This window comes from Enterococcus villorum (genome assembly GCF_007990225.1).
Classification (GTDB): domain Bacteria; phylum Bacillota; class Bacilli; order Lactobacillales; family Enterococcaceae; genus Enterococcus_B; species Enterococcus_B villorum.
On the sequence record NZ_BJWF01000003.1, the window covers coordinates 114798 to 138259 of the forward strand.

Consider the following 23462-nt stretch of genomic DNA (forward strand, 5'->3'; position numbering starts at 1 on the left):
CGATAAATTTGCAATAGATAAGAGATTATCTTTTAACTTTCGTACGAAAAGAATGTTTTTTATGCGTGCACGACAAAAAGGAAACTTTTTGTCGCAACACTAGGATCAAAATTATTCTAAAATTATCTGTTCTTGTTCTTTTGTAATTAAAATCACGCCATCACCTAGTGGCACTAAAGTAGATGTCAAATCTGGGTGAGACATGACGACTTGTAAAAACTCATTTAGTTTACGATGAATCGCACGTTTACCTCTTGGTATTTCTTCATCGGCTAGTAGGATCGTACCACCTTGAAAAATATCATCAACCATCAATACGCCACCTTTTTTTAATAAGCGTAAGCATTCTGGTAAAAATTCAATGTATTTGGATTTGGCGCTATCCATAAAAATAAAATCATAAGGTCCCGAAAGTTCGGGTAAAATATCGGCAGCCTGACCTTCCAGTAAAGTGACTTTTTCAGTTAGTCCCAATCTTTCATAAGTTGCTTTCGCCTTTTTAATCATGACATCAAAGCGATCAATCGTTGTGACATGACCTTCTTCACTGATTAATTGAGCCATTAAACTAGAAGAAAACCCGATTGCTGCACCAATTTCCAATATGTTTTTGGGCTTTAACTGTCCTAGTAAAAATTGCAAAAAAACAACTGTCTCGTGCGGAATGATTGGAACTTCTGCTAAATGCGCTTCTTCTTCAATTTTCCCTAACTCGCCAGACAGTTTTTTTTGTTTTGTCCGCATAAAATCAACCAACTCTTCTTTTACAACAGGACGATGCATCATTTCATTACGCATAATTTGCCTCCTCTTCTCACACATTATACGAAGAACTCAACTAATCCACAAGCGACAAATGTCTTTTCTTTTGCTTTACTCCTGCTCATCTTGGGTAAAAAAGCGATTGGAGTTTTTCTTTTTTTCAAATTCATCAAACATATTCCAGGCAGTAATCCCAGTCAAACAAAAGGCAATCCCTAAAAACAGCCAACGCATCCAAACAAACGCTGCCTTAGATAAGAATATACCAATATAAGGAATTTGAAAAATCGGTGTTCCAATGATGTATCTTTGTCCTACAACACCAGATTCAGTTTGTGAAGCACTATCTGCTTTAGTATAAAAATTTTGGTGATCTTCTCCCACCGCAATAACACGTCGAGTAATGATTTGTTCCCCAGAATTTTCATAATAAGTGATGACGTCTCCAACTAATAATTCCTCTGGTTTCTTCGGCCGTACGTAAATTAAACTCCCTTGGCTATAGTAAGGGCTCATTCCTCTATCTTCAATAATATGCGTCGTTATGCCAAATAGTTTAGGAAGCAAAACAATACTCAAGACGACTGCTAAAAGAACAATCAATGTAATGGAACTCACATAGGTTATTTTTTTATAAACTGGCATTGTCTTTCACTCCCATTAATTGATTATTTTCTACCATCATATAATAACGAATAAATTTTATCAATTTTAATTATATATTCTTCAAAGAAAAAAAGAGAAAAATTTAACAAGAACAATAAAATAACTTAAGTTATCTAATTTTATGCAAGTTAACAATTGACTAGAATGAAAAAAACGTTTACCCTAAAAAAAATATTAGTTTTAGAAAGGAACACACATGAAGTTTTTTAATAACATACATAATAAAAAAACAACCAATAATTTAAATACAAAATGGTTGTTTATCATTATATTATCTTCGTTATTTTTAATAACTACGGTCTATTTCTTTTACTATATCTTTACTCCTTCTGACAGTGGAAAAGTGAAAGAAATAAAAAATTCGTGGGTATTTTACTCAAAAGACGATCCAGAATACCGTTTTGATAGTCAATATATTAACTATCTTCCTATGGTGGAAAGAAACGAAACTTTCGTTATGCAAACGCTATTAAAAGATGAAATCAAGGAAGCCAATTTAGTGATTCGAGGAAATCATCAGTGGATAAAAGTTTATCTAAATGATCAGATTTTATATGATCGAACAACTGAAAAGCAACAAGACGGCCCTGGCTTATCTTTAGCAGTCGTTGATTTACCCCCAAATTACGCTGGTAAAAATTTAAAAATTGAAGTTTCTTCCCCATATGAAAATTACGCAGGGATTCCCCCAAAAATTTATGTAGGGAAAACCGGTCCGATTATCAGCTTTATTTTTTCACAATCCATTCCACAAGTTGTCACGATGATCATTGCCATATCTTTAAGCATTGGTATGTTGTTTTACGCAATTTTTACGCTTTACAAACAAAAATCATTGGATCTTTCACTTATTATCCTCAGTTGTTTTGCTCTTGTTTTAGGATTTCAATCTGTATCAGAAGACATTTTAAGTGGTATCCTTTTCGAGCCGTTTGTTCATTCCACTTTGTCTGATATATTTAATATCTTAACTTCAGTATTTCTTGTATTGTATTATTTATCACGTATGATTCACTATAAAAAAATATATGGTTTATTTTGTTTATTCCAGCTGACGGTACAGCTTGGTGTACTCTTTTATGCACTACTGTCTTCTAGTGAATTGACAGAGTTGATGCCTATCGTCAATGGAGTTAGTGTGATTAGTACGTTAGTTACTTCCTTGGTTTGCGTGGGCGAAGCTTACCGCAACAATCGATTTTTTATTGCGTGTACGCCTTGGATTGTATTAATTGCCATTTTCCACTGTATGCTTTATATTCAACCTGCTCTAGGCATCTATTATTCCAATATTAATTGGTCAACGATTCTCTTTATGCTCATTTTAGTCATTATTATTGGCTACAATATTATTGACTATATCACTAGCTTTGATAAACATCAGCGAACCGTTAATTTTTTGAAAACTAAATCAGACTTACTCGAACAACATTATGATCACTTACGAGACCACATTCAAGAAATTAGTACATTAAGATTTGAATTGATTCAAAACATGGAAAATTTAGCTACATTGATTGAAGAAGATCAGCCATTAAAAGCGCAAAACTATGTGCAAGAAATTTTAACGAAAGCCCAAAACTTTGAATTTATTTTTTCGTATTCCTCTCATCAATTAACAAACCTTATATTGGCTCGTTACCAAGAAATAGCTTCAAAAAGAAATATCAAGGTTCAATTTCAAGCAGATCTTCCAGAAGTGTTGCCAATTAATGATGACGACCTCACACAAATACTGATTCATTTACTTGAACATTCTTTTAGAGAAACACATGCGATTGAAGATCCTGTGCATCGAAAAATCTATTTATCCATGCAAGAAAAAGAAAATCAATTGTTCATTCGTTGTGAACATAGCTCAAATTATGAAACAAATCTTTTCTCAGAAGGGATTACAGAAAACTTTGATGAACAAGAACGATTTGACTTAATGATGATCCAAGATGTGGCTGAACGATACGCCGGCTCCTTGAAGCAGGAAAAAGATAATGAAGTGGATCGATTGATCATTCACTTAACCAAAAGAAATCAAAAAAAGAGTATCTAGCCTAAATAATCCTTTGGCAGTAAAAAAAATCAAGAAGAATTTTTTTACTACTTATAGGAATAAAGTGCAAGATAACACCTTACCTCAAAACTTTAAAACGAATAAACAAGGCTTGCTTTCGTGATAATAAGCCCCAACGGAAAAGAAAAACAACTTCTCATGTTTTTCCTTTTCCGTTGGGGCTTATTGCTTGATATAAGTCAGACTATTCACAACCGCCTTCTTCTTTAAAACTAAAAATTAAGAATCAATACAAAAGAGCGAGTAAATCATCTGGCTCAATAGCACCAAAATATTTTTTCACATCAATTGTTTTCACTACTTCGTTTAAAATATCTTTGTCGTATCTTTGCCCAATCAAGGCGTTTTCTACGTCTTCAATGTTACCTAATCCAAAGAAATCTCCAAAGATTTTTACCTCTTCAATTAAACCATTCGATACATTCAGATGAACTTCAATTGATCCAATTGGGAAACGTTTTTGTCTAGAAAAATTAAAGTCTGGTGATTTGCCATAATTCCAGTCCCAATTGCGATAATACTCTTTTGAAATCTCATTGATTTTTTGCCAATCTTCTTCTTTTAGAATATACGTATTGACTTCTTTCATTGAGTCGACACCAAATATTTTTAGTAAAATCGCTTCACGAAATTCGTCTGTTGTCATTGTTTGTTTTTCTTTAGGTAAAAACGGTTTGATGTTTGTTACACGTGAACGAATCGATTTAATTCCTTTAGATTCGATTTTATCTTTCTTCACTTTTAGCGCATTGACTACTTCATTGATGTCTGAATCAAACATAATCGTTCCATGTGCAAACATCCGACCATTTGTGGCATACATTGCATTTCCAGAAAATTTCATGCCATCGATGACTAAATCATTACGTCCTTTCAATTCAGCCCCCGATACACCTAATTCATGTAATGCTTGAATGATTGGCTTTGTCACTTTAGCAAAATCGCGGAAAGAATTGCCGTCATCAGGCATGATAAAACTAAAGTTTAAATTTCCTAAATCATGATAAACAGCGCCTCCACCGCTTAAACGACGGACAACGTGAATTCCTTGTTGTTCCACATATTCTCTATTGATTTCTTCAATAGTGTTTTGATTGCGACCGATAATAATTGATGGTTCGTTGATGTAAAAAAGTAAAATTGGCTCTTCTACCGGCATTTCTTGTAGTAAAAAATGTTCAATTGCTAAATTAATACGTGGATCATGCTTATCATTCGGTACAAAAATCATGGTCTTCCTCCTAAATATCAAATACTTTATTGACCTCAGCAAGTGCTACTTCAACCTCAGGCCCTGCAGCTCGTTTAGCTTCTTGTTTTAACTGTGTCAGGTCACCAAATTGTGGCAAATGAGTCAATACTAGTTTTTTAGCTTGTGCTTTTTTAGCTAACTCACCAGATTCTTTTGAAGTAAAGTGAGCTTTATGACGTTCGTTACCAGCAAAAAGATAAGTATCGGCTAAAAATAGATCCGCATTTTTTGCAAATTCAGTGAAACTTTCTAAATAACCGGAATCGCCTGTAAAGACAAACACCTTTCCAGTTGCCTCTTCCACGATTCGCATGGCATAACAAACAACCGGATGAATCGTTTCCATGAATGTAATTAAAAAAGGACCTACTTTTAATTCTTCTGCTTCAAAATACCCTCGGCCTTCAGAAACACCAGGCATTGTCAACTCGTTAAAGTGAAAGGAATCTTTTGTGTGTCCATAAATCGGTAACACGGCTTCTGGTTTTCTTTCAGGATGCAACTGCCAATAATATTGCAAAACTCCTAGATCTGCGATGTGGTCATGGTGATAATGACTCAAGATGACCGCATCAAGGGCTAGCGGGTCAAGATGCTCTTCTAATTTGACTAAAGTTGCACTCCCTGCATCAATCAACAAATTAAAACCTGCTGATTGCAATAAATAGCTTGTCGTGCCTTGATTTTTATAAGGATATGCGCCTAAGCATCCTAAAACAGTTAATTTCATGATCGTTCTCCCTTCAAAAACTTCTCCTACCCTATTTAGTATTTTGAGGTATCGCTTGTTTCCCCTACAAAAAGTATTCAGCTGGACTTGTTTTTTCGATTCTGGCCTGTTCATAAAATTCGGCAATTGTGACATTTACATAAGCAATCACCCATAATAAACCAAAGAATAGTGCAAGCGCCCCCAGAATGTACCAGCCAATAAATGAAAGTTGTAATAAGATATATGTTCCTAAACGATCTTTTAATAAATACCAAGCATATTGTAAGCATTGGATGATCGATAGTTCAGGATAATCAAACTTGGTCCATGCGGCAAATTGAAACAGACCGCCAATAATACTCATAATCAATAATGAAATAAAAGTCATAAACAGTGTCGTCAAAATAAAACCAATATCTAACGCATTTTCCGATAAAAAATTGACCGAACCAGAGCTTGTACTAAAAAGCAATTTAGAGTACGTGTTGACCCCACCAACCAAAAAACCGGGTAATAAAACCAATGCATTGATTAGCCAATTGATTGCTACATTAATCAAATTAATTACTAAGATAGGACCAAAGTATTCTTTTTGAAATACGGAAAATAATAAACGCTGATTCGCTCTTCCTCCTCAAACAACCACTAACGCAATGTAATATAAACTATAAGAGAAAGCAAACAAAAGGAAGTTTTCTAAGAAAAAACTGAAGATTTGTTGCTGCGTACTACCAGAAGAAAAGAATGGCTCAAAAATCATCTGGATGATGCCAATGATAAACATGGAAAGAAAAACCAACCAAGCATTGATTCCCCATTGCTGAGCTAAACTAGCTCGTGCTTTTTTACGATAATCTGAAAGTGATAATCGATTTTTCATTACTCGTAGCTCCTAATCTTTTCAACTGTGTCATTATCTAAACGTTTGACTAATTCTGTCACTAATTTCACTGTATTTAAATAATCGTCTTCATGAATAATAGAGGTATGAGAATGCAAATAGCGAACAGGTACTGTAATAGCTACCGATGGGACTCCATTCCTTGTTAAATGCATCTGACCTGCATCTGTTCCGCCACCTGTAATGACTGTATATTGGAATGGAATTTCTAATTCTTCTGCCACGTTGATCACGAAATTCAATAATTTTTTATGTGGGATCATGGAAGCGTCAAAGATCAAAATTTGCGGTCCTTCTCCTAAAACGGAGTCTGCTTCTTTAGGCGTCATTCCTGGAGTATCACCAGCTGTACCTGTATCTAAAGCAAAAGCAATATCTGGATTTACTAAGTGAGTACTTGTACGGGCACCTCTTAGTCCTACCTCTTCTTGAACATCACTACCAGCAAATAGCACGTTAGGATGTCCTTCATTAGCTAAATTTTCAAGTACACGTAAAGAAACGGCGGTTCCAATTCGATTGTCCCACGCCTTAGCAAGTAAAAATTTACTGCCATTCATGCGTTTATATTCAATAAAAGGTGTCACCATGTCTCCTGGACGGATGCCCCATTCTTTGACTTCTTTGTCACTTGTTGCACCAATATCAATAAACATATCTTTAATATCATAAGGTTTATTTCGTACTTCTGGGGTTAAAACATGTGGTGGTTTTGAACCAATTACGCCGTGAATTACTTTTCCTTCTTGGGTTTTGATCTCCACTTGCTGAGCAAGCATTACTTGCCCCCACCAACCGCCTAAAGTTTGAAATTCTAAGAAACCTTTATCAGTGATTTTTGTGACCATAAATCCTACTTCATCCATGTGGCCAGAGATAAAAATTTTCGGTCCTCCATCTGCACCATGTTTTGCAATAATACTTCCTAATCCATCGTAAAAAATGGCATCAGCAAAATCTTGTGCATAGTTTTTATAAACTTTTCTAACCTCTTCTTCGTTTCCTGGTACACCTTTAGCTGAAGTCAGATCAATCAATAACTGCTCTTCTTTTTTATCCAAATTAGTTCCCCCATTTCTACTATTGTTAGTTATGATTATATCATTACTTGAAGATATTTTTTTTGCTTAACGATTTTTTCTAAAAAAGACTAGGACTTCATTGAAATTTGAAGAACAAATTTCGAAAATCCTAGCTTTTTACGTGGTCTTTTGTAATATTTGTTTATAGTTATATCTATTGAACACTTATTTTTCAATATAAACCACTAAGAATTAATTGCTTCTTTAGATAGGTTCTTTCAACTTCTCGGGAATTTGTTGTTGCCAATCTTTACTATAAAAAGCCGGGTCCAAATGATAGACACTTGGCGTTAGTTGTTTTTCTAAAAATGGCTTGATTTGTTGATCAGCTGCTAACCAACCTTTCCAACCTAAATGAATCGTATCTTCCATAAAGTAAGATTGATCAGACATTTTCGTGAAATCTGCTACTCGGTTAAATCCTTGACTATTCAACTGAAACTTGATTTTTTTTGCAAATTCTTCCAACATCTTTTGTGATAGACCCGTATAATCACTCCATTTTTGATTCACCGGAGGAATGATGAATAATGCCTCTGTATGTTCTTGGGCTAATTGATTTAGGACTAGTTGAAAGTCTGAAAATTCTGGTGAAAAACAATAGTCCCAATTTTTTTGTGAATTTTTTAGCTTTTTCAGACGATGACGAATACGCCCATTATAAAAATTATTTTTTAGTTCAAAGGGATTATTCGTTGTTTCTTTTTTTCCAATTTTTTCTGCTAAGGCAGTTAAGTCACTTACTTTGTAGTTATTTGGCAATGATTGGATTGCGTGATCAATTTGGGATTGTTTGCTTTTCAAGCCAATATCGCTAAACATTTCGTCTTCTCTTTTTAAGATGTTCCATTTCGTCCGCATCTTGTTAAGTTGAACAGCTGACGGTAGTTGATTGGCCTTGATCTTTTTTAACATTTCAGCCAATTGTTGATCTTTTTTGACGATTGAAAAACTTAATAATCTTCTTGCCAAGTATCGATCAGCGGGCGTGATTTTTTTTAATGAAAATAGCCAATCGAGTGTTTGTAACTGTGAATAATACGTATTAAAATAGTCTTCTTTGACTCCCTCTTTTACAAACCATTGAGGTGAAATAATAAACACAACTTTTTTGTGTTTTAACTGTTCACCTGCAGAACGCATCATCATATACTGACTCAATGATTGTGTTCCGGGAGCACCTAATAAGAATGGTTGATACCCTCGATGATACTTTTTTGCTAATACAGATGGATGGAATGGACTAATCCTACTTAGTTCACTCGAACCAAAAAAAGGGACATATTGTTTTTTTGATAATGCTTCATTTTTAATCACGTCTCCTTTTAAAACATTTTCCGACATGGAGGAAGCAGCTTTCTTTAGGATATTGGGATCGGATAAGTTGACGCGATAAGAAGAAGTGAAAAGAACTGCTATCAATCCAAATGAAAAGACAATTGGACCGAAAATAGCAAATAATTTCTTTTTCATTGTCAATCCTTCAATTCTTGCACTTGTGCGATGATTTTATTCGGTGTCCCCCATTGTTCTCTTTCAAATTCAGACACAGGCACTTGTACATCTAATTGCCCATCAAGTTCAACTAATAACTGAACAGAAGCAAGTGAATCAAGCAATCCTTCACCAAACAAATCGAGATCACGATTTTCTTTTACTTCTTCTGTCCCAGTAATTTCTTCTAAAATAGTTAAAATTTGTTCTTCCATAATAAAATCTCTCCTTTAAAATATTACAATTATTTGATAGTAAAAATCATATTGTTTGCTTTTCTATGCAAAATTGGTCTTGATTTACTTAAAAAACAGCTTGTCTAAAAAGCCAGAAAAGATCAATAAACTAAAACAAACGGCTTGAAAAGTCATAAAAACAGCAAATATATGAGTAAAGCGATTGGATGGTAATTGCTTTTTGTGTTTTTTCTTAAAGCGTAGCCAAGCATCTGTTAGACAAATCAAGGTTGCATGATACAACCCATATACAATGTAATACCATGTTAATCCATGCCAAATGCCCATTAAAAGAAACAACGCAAAATAACCAATATTAGAGGTGACTATTTTACTCTTAAACCATTTCTTTTTCATCAAGAAAAACATCAATCGCATATAAACGTAATCTCTAAACCAAAAAGACAATGACATGTGCCAACGATTCCAGAATTCTTTGATATTCCAAGATAAAAATGGCTTATTAAAATTAATTGGCGTATGATAACCTAGTAAATAACTCGTTCCTACAGCAAACAAACTATAACCAGCGAAATCAAAGAATAAATAGAAACTGTAGAGATAGGTATAGCCTAACAATGCCCAAGAAATCCCAGCATTTTGTAACGCAGCTTTTGCCACTATGGGTAATAGCACTTGTCCTAAATAATAGCCAATGATGAATTTATATAAAAATCCCATAAAAATATGATGGATTCCTTTTTCTAACATATCCGCATACTTTTCAGGTGTAGGTGGAGTAAGCTGATCTTTTTCAAATCTTCTATAGCGATCAATTGGACCCGATGAGATCGTGGGAAAAAATAGTAAAAATTGAATATAATGAAACGGCTGATAGCTTTTGATTAGCCCATCTCTTATCTCCATAATCATTTGCACCGACTTGAATGTTAGATACGAAATACCTAAAAAAGCAAAAAGTGATTCTTTCCCACTTTCAAAAAATGGGGTAACTTTTGTTAAAAATAAAGGCAAAATAGAAAGAAGAACTGCGATATAAAACCAACTTGTTTGATTGTATTTCTGGCGATAACAAAAATAAGCCCAAACTAATATTGTTTGCCAAATGACATAAGCAATTAATGCGATTCCTTGTTGCCAATAAATCCCCCCGAAACTGATGAATAGGAAGAAAAAGCTAAGTATTGTTTGATAAATCAGCCATCTCTTCCCACGGAGTAACAACGATAATACAATCGGTATTAAACCAATAATTAAAAGTAGAAAATAATAGGGCTCTGCATAAGGAATCATGTGCGGAAAATTCATAGAGAATTCACCTCAGCCATTAATTTTTTCCGATCCACTTTTCCATTCGTTGTTTGTGGCAAACATTCTACATAATTGATTTTTTGAGGAATCATATAGTCCATGACAGAATCAGCTAATTTTTCTTTAATGGATTTAGACAATTTAAAACTTGGGGTTTCGCTTCTTTTTTCTAACACAACAAAAGCCACTAACTGTTGTACCTTATTTCCTTGATATTTTGGTACAACAACCGCTTGTTTGATGCGTTCATCTAATAAAAGTCCATGTTCAATGTCCCCTAATTCAATGCGATACCCATGCAACTTGATCTGTTGATCGATCCGCCCTTCGTAAAATAAGAGTCCTTCCTCATTTAAAAAACCAGCATCTCCTGTACGATAGCTTTGCTGTTTATTTTCCTTAAAGAAAGCTGCTTGTGTTTTTTCTGGATTATTTAGATAACCTTTAGATACACTAGGTCCAGAAATAATAATTTCACCTGTCTTGTTTACACCAACTATTTTTTGTTCGTGAACTACAAAAACTCTCGTATCTTCTTTAATATAACCAATAGGCAAGCGTTCATATCGATCCAATACATTTTGCGTAATTTGGATGCTTGAAATAGCTACAGTTGCTTCAGTTGGACCATACGTATTATAAATGGAAGCTTCTGGAAATCGTTTCAACAACTCTTGTGCCGTTTTCTTCGTTAATTCTTCCCCACAAAATAAGAATATCGATAGCTCTGGCACATGTTCAGCATTGAAAGTTGGCTCCATCAGACAGATTTCGATAAATGAAGGAGTAGAAACCCATACATCTAACTTCAACTTATTTAAAATAGAAAACAACTGCTTGAAATCTTGAATCACTGCTTTTTCAAGAGGTTTTAATACACCACCTGAAACTAAGGCTGGATAGATAGAAAAAACAGATAAATCAAAGGAAAATGGGGCTTGTGCTAAAAAGCGTAAACCCTGATCAATTTTAAATTCCTGCATTGTCCAGCGAACAAAACTTAGTAGATTGTCATGGCTGATTTGCACACCTTTCGGCTCACCTGTCGTCCCAGAAGTGAAAATAATATAGAAATTCTCATCACCTTGAACCAAGTGTTTTGCTTCATAGAGAACTTCTTCCTTAGTTATTCCTAGCAATTCGTTCTTTGCTATCACTGGAATATTTTGTGTACCCAAAGTCCAATCTGCCACACTAATAATTGCAGATGGCTTGGCCACACGAAGGATAGCTTCGATTCGTTCACGTGGGGTATGTTCTTCAATAGGAAGATAGGCATGTCCTGATTTTGATGCTCCTAGAAAAGATACAATCATTTCAAATTCTAAATTCCCAAATACCACAATCGGACCATTTTTCTTAAGATTTTTTTCTAAATAACTAGCCAAAGCATCTGATTTACTTTTCAATTCTCCATAAGTATACTGAGATGAATTTGACTGATAAGCTACTCGATTTGGTTCAGATTTTCCAAAAAAATCGATTGATTCAACGATTTTATGAATGTTCATTGTCTACCTCCTAAAATTCATTATAGATAAAAGATCCCCCTTGAATGTTTTTGTAATGGTACAAGTAAATCAACATAAAAAGGATTGCACTATATAATAATGTTCGTACGATAAAGGTACCCCAATACCTAAACTGCGGATTGTTCCACCATTTTTTCATCTCAACGTTGCCTCCTATTTAAACCTCAAAGTCATTTTACCTACTCGTCTAAAAAAACAACATCTGTTCCACTAACAGTAACCGTTTTTCTACTAACAATTTTGTCACAATTTAGATTAATTATAAAAAAATGATCGTTACAATAAGAATGCTGTCTAAGAGATCAAAAAACAGCAAAAAACAAAAAAAGACTTAAACAATTCAATGTATAAATCGTTTAAGTCTTTAAACTATTAGAGGTGAATAACAACATTCACCAATATATGAGGAGATGTTGGCTTTATTTAGCATTTTTTACACATGTTTATTTATTGTAAAAAATTCATTTCTTCATGATTGGTTATGACTTTTGTCACCTTGTATAGGAAATTCCTTTGATTATACCAAACAACTTTTTTATTCTTCAATAATGCGACTATACAACACACTGGTCATGAAATAAAACAAAATATAGATAAGGATTAACAAACTACAAATAAGATAGGCTAAACCATAATTTGCTGTTTCAATATATTGTGTCAACACTTTAATTGCAAAAATTGCATGAGTACTCCCTAAAATAACCGGTGGTAAAAACATAATAGCATTTTGACTGAAAATCATTCGCTTAATCTTTTTTTGGGAAACCACTAATCTGGTTAGCAACTGGTAATTGCCTTTTTCCTCTTCTGCTTCTGCTAATTGACGAACCATCAAGATACTTCCCGTAGCAATCATGACAATCATACCAATAAAGATCGAAATATACGCAATAGTACCTATTGTCTGATTGGCAGACTGACGTATGGGGTAACGCGAAACAAGATTCATCCGCGAATCTTCATTCTTATATCTGTTTGAAGTTTCTTGCTTTTGTTGTGGTTTATTGGTTTGAATTGTACCAGTTATAGTATCTTCTTGAATTTGATAATCATAATAAATTACGTTTTCAAAAACTGGCGGTATTTCCTTTGCTAAGCGTTCATTGATCTTTTCCTCATTACCTCCTTGCACATTCCAATTAATGACCTGATAATCAAACCCTTGAATGCTATCAAATACTGATTCACTAACAATCAACGTAGGCCCCAAATAACACATATTATTATCCCCTAAAAAACTGGGTAACGTGGCTTGAATATCAAGTTTTTTATCAGGTAAATAGAAAGTTGAGCCATAAATCGAAAAATTTCTAAATAAATTTTTCATACTATCCAATACTACGGTACTACTATCAGAAGTTAAATCAATCTTGGGCATATTAGGATTGAATCGGCGGAACTCATGGTAATCTCTTTCTGAAATTAAATTGACAATTTGAAATATTTTTTGCGGATCTGTTTTTATTATGTCATCAAGAAAATAACTACCAACAACTTTATAATTTAGAATCATTTCATTTTGGATCTTCTGCTTTTCATTTGCTAGTATGGGACGCATCTTCTCTGCTGTTTTTGTATCTAACTGATAAGACACAGGCGTTTCCATCTCGGTAACTCGCGTAATTATCGCAGCACCACTCATCACTCCACCAATCATCGTTAAAGAGATACCAATAACCAAAGTAATTAATGAATTAATCCGCCAATTTTTAAGAAGATGGATCTGAGTATTACCAATTAGTAAAAAGTTAATCCCCTTGTATTTTATTCTAGAACGATTCAACAGTCCGATGAGAACACGAAGAGAATAGGCAAAAAATAAATACGTACCTACTATACAAAAAAACAAAATAGTGAAGAACAAAATGAATATCAAACGTATATCTTGAGAATAATCTAGTGCTTTTGTGGCAAATTCGCGAAAGTGAACAGCCAAAAAATACCCACTTGAAATCAATAATCCCCCTAAAGTCCCAAATAGACGATGTCTTGTTCGAATCCTTAACATTGTACTTTTGGTATGATCGTAAATGCCAAAACTTCTTAAATTGGTTCCACGCCAAATTAGCCATAAAGAATGCAAAGAAACGATGGATAAAATAGAAAAAAGCAATAAGCTAGTTTCAAAAATGGATGGCACAGAAATAAAAAATAGACTATTTAATTGCATTTTCATCATGCGAATCAAAATCATGGAAAATAACTTAGAAAAAATAATTCCTAACAAGATTCCTGCAATACAAGCAAATAGTCCCATTGTCATAGTCTCCATGATATAAATAAGGCAGATTTGTCGTTTCGTGACACCGAATAATTGATAGATGCCCATTTCTTTTTGCCTTCGGTTTAAAAAAAAACGATTCGCACTAATGACAAAAAAAAGTAAAACAACCATGATCATCCAATTGCCAATATCAAAAAAACCATTAAATAAGTTTTCTTGGCTCGTGCGTCTGTTCAATATCTCGTCATGAGTGATCGTACTAAGAGAATAATAAATCATCGTAGAGAAAGTCAGACTAACAAAATAAACGAGGTATCCTCTTGACTGTCGTAAAAAACTTTTAGCAGTCAACTTATAAAGCATTTAATTTTCCTCCTCCTCCAATGGTTGCTTGCATGTCAATCACACGTTCAAAAAATTCATTTCTCGTACCACTGCGAACTACCTCGGAAAAAATCACTCCATCTTTAATGAATAAAATCCGATTACAATAACTTGCTGTGTAAGGGTCATGGGTGACTAACAAAATAGTTGCTTTTTCAACTTGATTCATCGTCGTTAAATAATTTAACAACTCAGTAGCTGATTTCGAATCTAATGAACCTGTTGGCTCATCTGCAAAAATAACTTGTGGGCGAATGACTAATGCTCTTGCTGCAGCAATTCGTTGGCGTTGTCCCACAGATAACTCATCTGGGTAACGTTTCAGAATATCTTCAATGTCTAATAATTGTGCTACACGAAGTACTCGTTTTTCCATTTCCTCTTTAGTAATTCTTTCTACTGCTAAAGGGAGAAGAATATTGTCTTTCGCATTTAACGTATCAATCAAGTTAAATTCTTGAAAAATAAAGCCTAATTTTTTTCGGCGAAATTCACTCAGTTCACTGTTTTTCATTTTTGTAATTTCGCTTCCTTGGATCATTACACTTCCCATCGTAGGTAAACTAATAGTGGAAAGAATATTCATTAACGTCGTTTTTCCAGCTCCACTTGGACCCATGATACCAACAAATTCACCTTCTGCCACTGTAAAAGAAATATTATCAAGTACTTTTGCCGAGGATAGTTTATTTCCATAGCTCTTGCTCACATGTTTTACTTCAATCATTTTATTCATGGTTTATCTCCTTGCATTTTGCTTACCTGCATAGTAGCATATTCTTTCTCTTTTTTCTCTCTTCACTTAGGGTATTGATCCATTCTTTTTAGTTTTTTATTTTTTCATATACATAACCATCATTTAAAAAAAATTTTTATTCATCCATTTTATTCATTAGAGGAAAATATTCCAAGAAAAAAACCTATATAGTTACGTTTTCACTTTTTTTCACAAAGAAATATACACTACATATAGTATAGTCATTCAAATATACAACTATTCGCATACTATATATAGCTAGCATTTAGTTGCTCGTTACTCTTTTTTGTTTTATGATAGACAAGAACAATTTAGCAGGAGTTGAGTAAAATGAATGTACAATTTGAAAAAAAAGCAACAAAGTCTCTTCCATCAGAAGTAGCAAACATAACAATCATTAAGAGGGACGGTCGACGTGTCGAATTTGATGAAACAAAAATCAACGAAGCATTAGTCAAAGCTGAAAAGAAAATTCACGGCTCCTTATCTCCACTTACGTATGAAAAAATCCAAACAATTGTCGAATTAGTCGTTCAAGAAATCAAACGCCGATTCACTGATAATGTTAAGATATATGAAATTCAAAATATCGTTGAGCATGTTCTTTTGGAAAAAAATGAATACGAACTAGCAGAAGAATACATTAATTATCGTACAAAACGAGATTTTGCCAGAAGCAAGGCAACGGATATCAACTTCTCTATCAAAAAACTAATTAACAAAGACCAAACAGTTGTCAACGAGAATGCGAATAAAGATAGCAATGTTTTTAATACGCAACGAGATTTGACTGCTGGGATCGTTGGTAAATCAATTGGTTTAAAAATGTTGCCACCACACATTGCCAATGCCCATCAAAAAGGAGATATTCATTATCATGATTTGGATTATCATCCTTACACTCCTATGACAAACTGTTGCCTTATTGATTTTAAAGGTATGTTAAACAATGGATTCAAAATCGGAAATGCTGAAGTCGAATCGCCAAAATCAATTCAAACAGCAACCGCTCAAATATCACAAATCATTGCCAATGTCGCCTCTAGTCAATACGGTGGCTGTTCTGCAGATCGCACAGACGAGTTACTTGCACCTTTTGCTGAACTTAATTATCAAAAACATTTAAAAGATGCAAAAGAATGGATCGAAACGCCAGAACGTCGCAAAGAATACGCCAAGGCAAAAACAAAAAAAGATATCTTTGATGCCATGCAAAGTCTAGAATATGAAATCAATACACTCTTTACTTCCAATGGACAAACGCCATTTACCTCACTTGGTTTTGGCTTAGGAAAAAATTGGTTTGAACGAGAAATTCAAAAAGCCATCTTACAAAATCGGATCAATGGATTAGGCAGTGAGAAGCGTACGGCAATTTTCCCTAAATTGATTTTCACATTAAAAGACGGTATCAATCTAAAACCAACTGATCCTAATTATGATATTAAACAATTGGCTTTGGAATGTGCAACAAAACGGATGTATCCCGATATCTTGAATTATGACAAAATCGTTGAATTAACAGGAAGCTTTAAAGTACCTATGGGGTGTCGTTCCTTTTTACAAGGTTGGAAAGATGAAAATGGTCAAGAGGTAAATGTAGGGAGAATGAATCTTGGCGTGGTTACTTTAAACTTGCCACGTATTGCAATTGAAGCAAAAGGAGATCAAGAAAAATTTTGGCAAATTCTTTCTGAGCGTTTAGCCATCATGAAAGATGCCCTCGTTTACCGAGTTGATCGCTGTAAAGAAGCCATTCCTGCCAACGCACCAATTCTTTATATGTACGGCGCGTTTGGAAAACGCCTTTCAAAAACGGATGCTGTCGACGAATTATTCAAAAATCGTCGTGCGACTGTTTCACTAGGCTATATCGGATTATATGAAGTAGCCGCAGCATTTTATGGAGGAGAATGGGAAACAAATCCAGCAGCCAAGGAATTTACGCTTGATATCGTGAAAGAACTAAAAACCAAAGCAGATTCGTGGGGAAATGAATATGGGTATCATTTCAGCGTTTATTCTACTCCAAGTGAAAGTTTAACTGATCGTTTCTGTCGCTTAGATACAGAAAAATTCGGAGAAATCGAAAATATTACCGATAAAGAATACTATACAAATAGCTTCCATTATGATGTACGTAAAAACCCAACACCATTTGAAAAACTTGACTTTGAAGAAGATTACCCTCAATACTGTTCTGGTGGATTTATACATTACTGTGAATACCCAATGCTTCAACAAAATCCTAAAGCACTAGAAGCTGTTTGGGACTATGCTTATGATAAAATTGGTTATTTGGGAACCAATACGCCAATTGATCATTGTTATAAATGTGGATTTGAAGGAGACTTTAAGCCAACTGAACGGGGTTTTGAATGTCCAGAGTGTGGTAATCATGATCCAAAATCATGTGATGTGGTCAAAAGAACATGTGGCTATTTAGGAAATCCCCAAGCTCGTCCGATGGTGCATGGACGCCACAAGGAAATTTCTTCTCGTGTCAAACACATGAAGTAATTCCTGTCTTCTTTGAAAAAATTAAAAATACTGGTATCAATCTCTGCTGCTTATTTCAATTGACTGAATAAGCAGCATTCTGGTTCATGTTGCCTGTCAAAAAGCAAGAAGCTTTGAAACAAGTCTGTACTTTTAAATGGATCAGTTTTTTCTGGACTCATCCAAGCTGTATGATGTTTTCGTCATCTTTTATACAGTTTTCGGATAGTAAGTTTTTTCACTAGTTACTTAAAATAAACCTGTTTTATCATTCCTTACTTTAGAAAGAAGTTTTTTTATGCGAAATCCTAAACCCAAAGAATGGCTAGCACAAGATTACAGCCAGAATTATATAGCTGACTATAAACCTTTTAATTTTGTTGATGGCGAAGGAGTACGAAATAGTCTGTATGTGAGTGGCTGTTTATTTGCTTGTGAAGGTTGCTTTAATAAAGCTGCCCAAAATTTCCGTTATGGCAAACCTTTTACCAAAGAATTAGAAGAGCAAATCATCAACGATTTGCGCCATGAATATGTGCAAGGACTAACCCTTTTAGGTGGTGAACCCTTCTTAAATACCGACGTATGCCTCCAAGTAGTCAATCGTATTCGTCAAGAATTTGGACAATCAAAAGATATTTGGTCTTGGACCGGCTATACATTTGATGAATTATTACAAGACTCTGAAGATAAGTTAGAACTCTTATCCAAAATCGATATTCTAGTGGATGGTCGTTTTGAGTTGAGTAAACGAGATTTAAAATTACAATTTCGTGGTAGTAGTAACCAGCGTATTGTTGATGTAAAAAAATCCTTAGCAGAAAACAAAGTGTTCATTTGGGAAAAATGTACCGACGCGACGGAATCATACGAACAAATAAAAAAGCAAACATTCATTTAACGTCATTTAGGCATGCATCACCCCTATCTATTGGTGGCTGATGCATGCCGTTTTTTGTATAAAGTTTATCTGTGATCGCTCGAAAAAAAAGAAAAGAAATTTCCTATTTATTTTATTCTTAATCCCAATCTGCTTAGAAAAAAACTAAGTGAACATGAGAATTAGATGGAAATAAACAGTCAAAAATCCTTTTCTACATTGTTTTCATATCAAATAAATAAGTGAGAAGCTTTGTCCAGGTCACAAATAGCCTGATCGAATGTTCTGTGTGAATAAAAATGGTTCAGACATATGGATACAAATACTAGCTTAGAAATATTTAAATACCATAGAAGTGATGACAATCACTTGGTCAATAAAAGTCACCATGGAAGCAACAAAGAAATATTCTCATTAGATGTCTTTCTTTTTCAAAAAGCGCCACTTCAAGAGTTAAGGTTCAATCATTTGAGCCTAGCAATAAGTCATTCCCATAACGGTAAAACGATGTTCTCATAAGTCATAGGATCTAAATTCGTTAAAGTAATCCCTAATAAACGTATCCCTTTTTCAACTCCCAAAATCTCTTCCCAAATCAAACTAGCTTGATAAAAAAGAGCTTCTTTCTTATAAATATATTCCGGCAAAGTGATCCTTTTAGTAATTGTTGTATAATCTGTATAACGTACTTTTAAAACTACTGTTTTCCCATGTTTTTGCACTTTTTTTAACGCTTCTTCTACTTTTTCTGCTAATTGACGTAACTGTGATAAAACGGCTTCTTCGGTTTGCAAAGGCTGTCCATAGGTATGTTCTTTTCCCACTGACTTTCTTTCTCTCGTAACATTTACTGGTGCATCATGGATGCCTCTTACTTTGCGGTAAAGAGAGTAGCCCATCTTACCAAAGTGTTGGATCAACATCATCTCTGTGCAATTGAAAAGGTCTTTACCTGTAAAAATTCCCAATTCATGCATTTTAGGGACCGTTTTCTTACCTACCCCATGAAATTTTTCGATTGGTAAAGCCATTAAAAAAGTAAGAGCATCTTGTGGTGCCACCACCGTGAGACCTCGAGGCTTTTGAAAATCAGAAGCTAGTTTGGCTAAAAATTTATTGTAACTCACACCAGCAGAACAAGTTAATTTGACGCTTTCCCAAATATCTGTTTGAATCAAACGAGCAATCTTAATGGCAGATTTACCATTGATCTTATTATGAGTCACGTCTAAATAAGCTTCATCAATACTAACAGGTTCAACTATATCGGTGTATTGATAAAAAATTTCGCGAATTTTTTTTGATATTTCACTGTATTTTTGATGATCACCAGGTTTAAAAATTGCTTGGGGGCATAATTCATACGCTTTTTGAGCACTCATGGCTGAGTGAATGCCATATTTTCTTGCTTCATAATTTGCAGTAGTGACTACTCCTCTTCCTCCGGTATCACTAGGATGCCTAGCAATAACAAGCGGATGCCCTCGAAATTCAGGGTGATCACGTTCTTCAACAGAAGCAAAAAAAGCATCCATGTCAATATGGATGATTTTTCTTGATGTATCATTATGTAAAGGAAACTGTAATTCCATCTCACTCACCCCAACCAAGATTATATAAGAACTTTTGTTCGGATACAAGTAGGAGATGTGAAAGACAGTAAAAAAGTAAAGAAAAAATTTTCTTATCGAATCATCTGAATCAATGAAGTTTGTAAATTCTTTTTTATAAAAAAATCGAAGTTTCACAAACATCGGTAAAATAATGTCTAGAAACTTCGACTGATAAAGGTTAGATACTTTTTCGTGAAATCACTTTTAAACGATGAATACAACAGATGTTTTTTTACTCTTCATTCTCTTCTTTCGTATGAAGAGATGAATCTGAATGAAGAAAATAAATCAACGTTTGCAACTCGTTGGTCAAATCAACATTTTGAATTAACACGTCTGCTGGTGCATTTAAACGAGCAGATGTAAAGTTCAAAATTCCCTTTATGCCTGCTTCCGTTAACCGATTTACCACATCTTGCGCTCTTTCAGATGGAATAGTTAAAATAGCCACTTCTATCTGCTGTATTTTGATTTGTTCAGACATATCTTCCATTGGATAAACAGGGATACCATCTACAATCCGTCCGACAATCTCTTCATTGACATCAAAAGCGCAACTGACACGGATGCTATTGCTTTGATGGAATTTATATTTTAATAGTGCACTACCTAAGTTCCCTACACCAATTAAAGCCACATTAGTCAGCTGGTCGTCATTTAACGTTTTTGCAAAAAAATGCATTAAATCTTCCACGTCATATCCATATCCACGCTTTCCTAATTCTCCAAAGTATGAAAAATCACGGCGAATCGTCGCGCTATCCACTTGAACAGCCTCACTTAATTCAGTTGATGATACTTTTTTCTTACCTGCATTATTTAAAATTCTCAAATAACGGTAATATAAAGGCAAGCGTTTGGCTGTTGCCTTTGGTATAATATGATCTTTCACTTAATTACCTCCACTATTTCTTTAAAATTTCTTTGATTTATCCATCATAGCAGTATATATAAGTAAAAATCAATTTGATTGCTTAGATATTGTGAAATTTTATTCTTTATTCATTTTTTTTCATTTCTTTGAACCTCGCAGTATCAAGGAAATTATGGTAGACTACTAGATAATAAAGAGAATGATTCTTAGAGAATTCACAAAGTAGAAAAGAGGATTCGATGTTATTATTACAAGCCAATCAAATCGCTCGCCATTTTGGTGCAGAAATTTTATTTGAAAACATCCATTTAGAAATCAGTACAGGTGCACGAATTGCCTTAGTTGGTCGTAACGGTGCTGGAAAATCAACATTATTAAAGATTCTTGCCGGGATTGAACGCCCAGATGAAGGAAATATTGCTAAAAATAAAACGGCTACTTTAGGTTATTTAGCTCAAGATACTGGATTAGATTCATCTGAAACAGTCTGGAATGAAATGCTCAAAGCATTTGATACCATTCGCAAAATGGAAAAGCGCATGCGTCAATTAGAAGTCTTAATCAGCGAAAGCACAACAGATCGACGTTCTAATGATTCTTTATTAAAAGAATATGATAAATTACAACACGATTTTTCAGATAAAAACGGTTATAGTTATGAAAATGAAATCCGTTCTGTTTTGCATGGATTTAAATTTGATTCATCTTTTTATGATCAAAAAATCAATGAACTATCTGGTGGTCAGCGTACTCGATTAGCGTTAGCCAGAATGCTATTGCAACATCCAGATATCTTAATTTTAGATGAACCAACCAACCACTTAGACATTGAAACACTTTCTTGGTTAGAAAACTATCTTCAAAGCTATACAGGTGCTTTGTTGATCGTTTCTCATGATCGTTATTTCTTGGATAAAGTAGCTAGAGAAGTTTATGAATTAAGCCGCAAAAAAATGCGCCATTATAAAGGGAACTATTCTAAGTATTTAGATATGAAAGCTGAACAATTAGCCACGCAATGGAAAGCCTATGAGAAACAACAATCTGAGATCCACAAATTGGAAGATTTTGTTGCACGAAATTTAGTACGAGCATCTACCACTAAACGGGCGCAAAGTCGCAGAAAAATGCTAGAAAAAATGGAACGTTTAGATCGTCCTCAAGGAGAAGAAAAACAAGCGCATTTTCTTTTTGAAGTGGCAAAACCATCTGGAAATGTCGTTTTACAAATCGAAGATGCCGCAATTGGTTATAATGGAAAAGTATTATCTGAACCAATCAACCTTGATATTCGTCGACAAGAAGCCATTGCACTTGTCGGCCCAAATGGTATTGGAAAGTCCACACTCTTAAAATCAATCATTCATCAATTACCTTTTATCCGTGGAAAAGAACATTTAGGAACAAACGTCACCATCGGTTATTATGACCAAGGTCAAGCTGATTTACATGCAAATAAGACGATTTTAGCAGAGTTATGGGACGAGCACCCTACCGTACCGGAAAAAGACATTCGAAATGTCTTAGGCGCCTTTTTGTTTTCTGGCGAAGACGTAGAAAAAACAATGCCCCTTTTAAGTGGTGGCGAAAAGGCAAGAGTTGCTCTTGCAAAATTAGCCATGAATCAGGAAAACTTTTTGGTTTTAGATGAGCCAACCAATCACTTAGATATTGATAATAAAGAAGTATTAGAAAATGCGCTTATTGATTACGATGGCACATTGCTTTTTGTTTCTCATGACCGATATTTTATCAATCGTATCGCAACGAAAGTCATCGAATTATCTGAAAATGGTAGTAAAGTTTACCTAGGAGATTATGATTATTATTTAGAAAAAAAACAAGAAGAAGAAGAAATGGCTGAGTTACTAGCTGAAAAAACAATTGAAACAACGCTAGTCTCTTCTACTAAGAAAACTTATTACCAAAATAAAGAACAACAAAAATTAATTCGTAGCCTGCAACGAAAAATTACACAAGTAGAAGAAGAAATGGCTTTACTAGACGAACAAATCGACAAATTAGAACAACAAATGGTCATGCCAGAGAATTTAGATAATCATATCAAACTAAATGATTTAAACGAAGCTTTAGAACACGCACGTCAAACACAAGAAGCAAAACTTTCCGAATGGGAAGAGTTAAGTCTTGAGTTAGAAGAATATGAAGCTAAATAAAAAACACACGGTTTTAGTATTTTTATACTGATAACCGTGTGTTTTTTGACTACTTCAACAAATAAAATGGATTATCC

The 23462-nt window shown here is 34.3% G+C and carries 18 protein-coding genes and 1 pseudogene; 4 read left to right on the forward strand and 15 right to left on the reverse strand.

Features of this window, described 5'->3' with window-relative positions:
- Positions 1–111: 111 nt before the first annotated feature.
- Positions 112–798 (reverse strand): O-methyltransferase, encoded by a 687-nt coding sequence (locus EVI01_RS02625; RefSeq protein ID WP_010751520.1) that lies wholly within the window; start codon positions 796–798, stop codon positions 112–114.
- 75 nt (positions 799–873) lie between these two features.
- Entirely contained in the window at positions 874–1407 is a 534-nt protein-coding gene (locus EVI01_RS02630) for a signal peptidase I (protein ID WP_010751521.1), read from the reverse strand.
- Positions 1408–1624: 217 nt separating this feature from the next.
- Between EVI01_RS02630 and EVI01_RS02635 the strand changes: the two genes are divergently transcribed.
- On the forward strand, positions 1625–3475 hold the full coding sequence (locus tag EVI01_RS02635; protein ID WP_010751522.1) for a GHKL domain-containing protein: 1851 nt from the start codon (positions 1625–1627) through the stop codon (positions 3473–3475).
- A gap of 247 nt (positions 3476–3722) precedes the next feature.
- Here EVI01_RS02635 and lplA read toward each other — a convergent pair whose 3' ends face one another.
- From lplA to EVI01_RS02690, 11 genes and pseudogenes are all read right to left on the reverse strand, one after another.
- A complete protein-coding gene (gene lplA, locus EVI01_RS02640) occupies positions 3723–4727 on the reverse strand; it encodes a lipoate--protein ligase (RefSeq protein WP_010751523.1) in 1005 nt (334 codons plus the stop codon).
- A gap of 10 nt (positions 4728–4737) precedes the next feature.
- The gene (locus tag EVI01_RS02645; protein ID WP_010751524.1) at positions 4738–5478 is read right to left on the reverse strand and encodes an MBL fold metallo-hydrolase; all 741 of its coding nucleotides are present in this window, start codon (positions 5476–5478) and stop codon (positions 4738–4740) included.
- A gap of 64 nt (positions 5479–5542) precedes the next feature.
- A pseudogene (locus tag EVI01_RS02650) lies at positions 5543–6340 on the reverse strand (DUF975 family protein).
- Complete coding sequence (locus tag EVI01_RS02655) at positions 6340–7422, reverse strand: M42 family metallopeptidase (RefSeq protein WP_010751527.1); 1083 nt, start codon at positions 7420–7422, stop codon at positions 6340–6342. Before EVI01_RS02655 ends, EVI01_RS02650 begins: the two are co-directional and overlap by 1 nt.
- 225 nt (positions 7423–7647) lie before the next feature.
- Positions 7648–8916 carry a D-alanyl-lipoteichoic acid biosynthesis protein DltD gene (dltD, locus tag EVI01_RS02660; protein WP_010751528.1) on the reverse strand — a complete coding sequence of 423 codons (1269 nt, stop codon included), beginning with the start codon at positions 8914–8916 and terminating at the stop codon, positions 7648–7650.
- Between the two features lie 2 nt (positions 8917–8918).
- On the reverse strand, positions 8919–9152 hold the full coding sequence (gene dltC / locus EVI01_RS02665; protein ID WP_010751529.1) for a D-alanine--poly(phosphoribitol) ligase subunit DltC: 234 nt from the start codon (positions 9150–9152) through the stop codon (positions 8919–8921).
- A gap of 84 nt (positions 9153–9236) precedes the next feature.
- Positions 9237–10442: a D-alanyl-lipoteichoic acid biosynthesis protein DltB gene (dltB, locus tag EVI01_RS02670; RefSeq protein WP_010751530.1), complete on the reverse strand. Its 1206-nt coding sequence runs from the start codon at positions 10440–10442 to the stop codon at positions 9237–9239.
- Complete coding sequence (gene dltA / locus EVI01_RS02675) at positions 10439–11956, reverse strand: D-alanine--poly(phosphoribitol) ligase subunit DltA (RefSeq protein WP_010751531.1); 1518 nt, start codon at positions 11954–11956, stop codon at positions 10439–10441. Before dltA ends, dltB begins: the two co-directional genes overlap by 4 nt.
- Before the next feature lie 10 nt (positions 11957–11966).
- On the reverse strand, positions 11967–12116 hold the full coding sequence (locus EVI01_RS02680) for a teichoic acid D-Ala incorporation-associated protein DltX (RefSeq protein ID WP_010751532.1): 150 nt from the start codon (positions 12114–12116) through the stop codon (positions 11967–11969).
- 396 nt (positions 12117–12512) lie between these two features.
- On the reverse strand, positions 12513–14564 hold the full coding sequence (locus EVI01_RS02685; protein WP_010751533.1) for an ABC transporter permease: 2052 nt from the start codon (positions 14562–14564) through the stop codon (positions 12513–12515).
- On the reverse strand, positions 14554–15321 hold the full coding sequence (locus tag EVI01_RS02690) for an ABC transporter ATP-binding protein (protein ID WP_010751534.1): 768 nt from the start codon (positions 15319–15321) through the stop codon (positions 14554–14556). The genes EVI01_RS02685 and EVI01_RS02690 overlap by 11 nt, the downstream gene beginning before the upstream one ends.
- A gap of 351 nt (positions 15322–15672) precedes the next feature.
- Between EVI01_RS02690 and nrdD the strand changes: the two genes are divergently transcribed.
- Both nrdD and nrdG read left to right on the forward strand, forming a co-directional pair.
- Entirely contained in the window at positions 15673–17862 is a 2190-nt protein-coding gene (gene nrdD, locus EVI01_RS02695) for an anaerobic ribonucleoside-triphosphate reductase (protein ID WP_010751535.1), read from the forward strand.
- 277 nt (positions 17863–18139) lie between these two features.
- Entirely contained in the window at positions 18140–18742 is a 603-nt protein-coding gene (nrdG, locus tag EVI01_RS02700; RefSeq protein WP_010751536.1) for an anaerobic ribonucleoside-triphosphate reductase activating protein, read from the forward strand.
- Between the two features lie 464 nt (positions 18743–19206).
- Here the strand turns inward: nrdG and dinB are convergent, their stop codons facing one another.
- Together dinB and EVI01_RS02710 are read right to left on the reverse strand one after the other, a co-directional pair.
- Positions 19207–20313 carry a DNA polymerase IV gene (gene dinB, locus EVI01_RS02705; protein WP_010751537.1) on the reverse strand — a complete coding sequence of 369 codons (1107 nt, stop codon included), beginning with the start codon at positions 20311–20313 and terminating at the stop codon, positions 19207–19209.
- 253 nt (positions 20314–20566) lie between these two features.
- Positions 20567–21226, reverse strand: coding sequence for a redox-sensing transcriptional repressor Rex (locus tag EVI01_RS02710; RefSeq protein WP_010751538.1), 660 nt, complete (start codon positions 21224–21226; stop codon positions 20567–20569).
- 221 nt (positions 21227–21447) lie between these two features.
- Between EVI01_RS02710 and EVI01_RS02715 the strand changes: the two genes are divergently transcribed.
- Positions 21448–23385, forward strand: coding sequence for an ABC-F family ATP-binding cassette domain-containing protein (locus EVI01_RS02715; RefSeq protein WP_010751539.1), 1938 nt, complete (start codon positions 21448–21450; stop codon positions 23383–23385).
- Positions 23386–23462: the final 77 nt, after the last annotated feature.